This window comes from Paraburkholderia sp. SIMBA_054 (assembly GCF_046534875.1).
In the GTDB taxonomy this organism is placed as follows: Bacteria; Pseudomonadota; Gammaproteobacteria; order Burkholderiales; family Burkholderiaceae; genus Paraburkholderia; species Paraburkholderia hospita.
Genome location: NZ_JAWRXV010001535.1, coordinates 1 through 242 on the forward strand (window position 1 = coordinate 1; position 242 = coordinate 242).

Consider the following 242-nt stretch of genomic DNA (forward strand, 5'->3'; position numbering starts at 1 on the left):
TCGAACGAAGCGGATGCGATCTCGTGCGCGCGATCATGGGCGATCGAATGGTGCGATGAAGCGGCGTCGCAGGTGTCGAGCGAGGCGTCGTCGGAATAACTTGCGTGCAGGGAGGACATACTGTGGCGACGCTGCGCATTGCGACGTTCAACATCAATGGAATCCGCTCGCGTCAGGCCGCGTTGCTGCAATGGCTCGAGCGCGAGGCGCCGGACATTGTCTGTCTGCAGGAATTGAAGGCG

Annotated in this window: 1 protein-coding gene; it reads left to right on the forward strand. The window is 61.2% G+C overall.

The window, feature by feature from the left end; all coding sequences use genetic code 11:
• Positions 1 to 122: 122 nt before the first annotated feature.
• The coding region (locus tag SB822_RS60175) for an endonuclease/exonuclease/phosphatase family protein (RefSeq protein ID WP_410859523.1) at positions 123 to 242 on the forward strand (120 nt) is incomplete at its 3' end.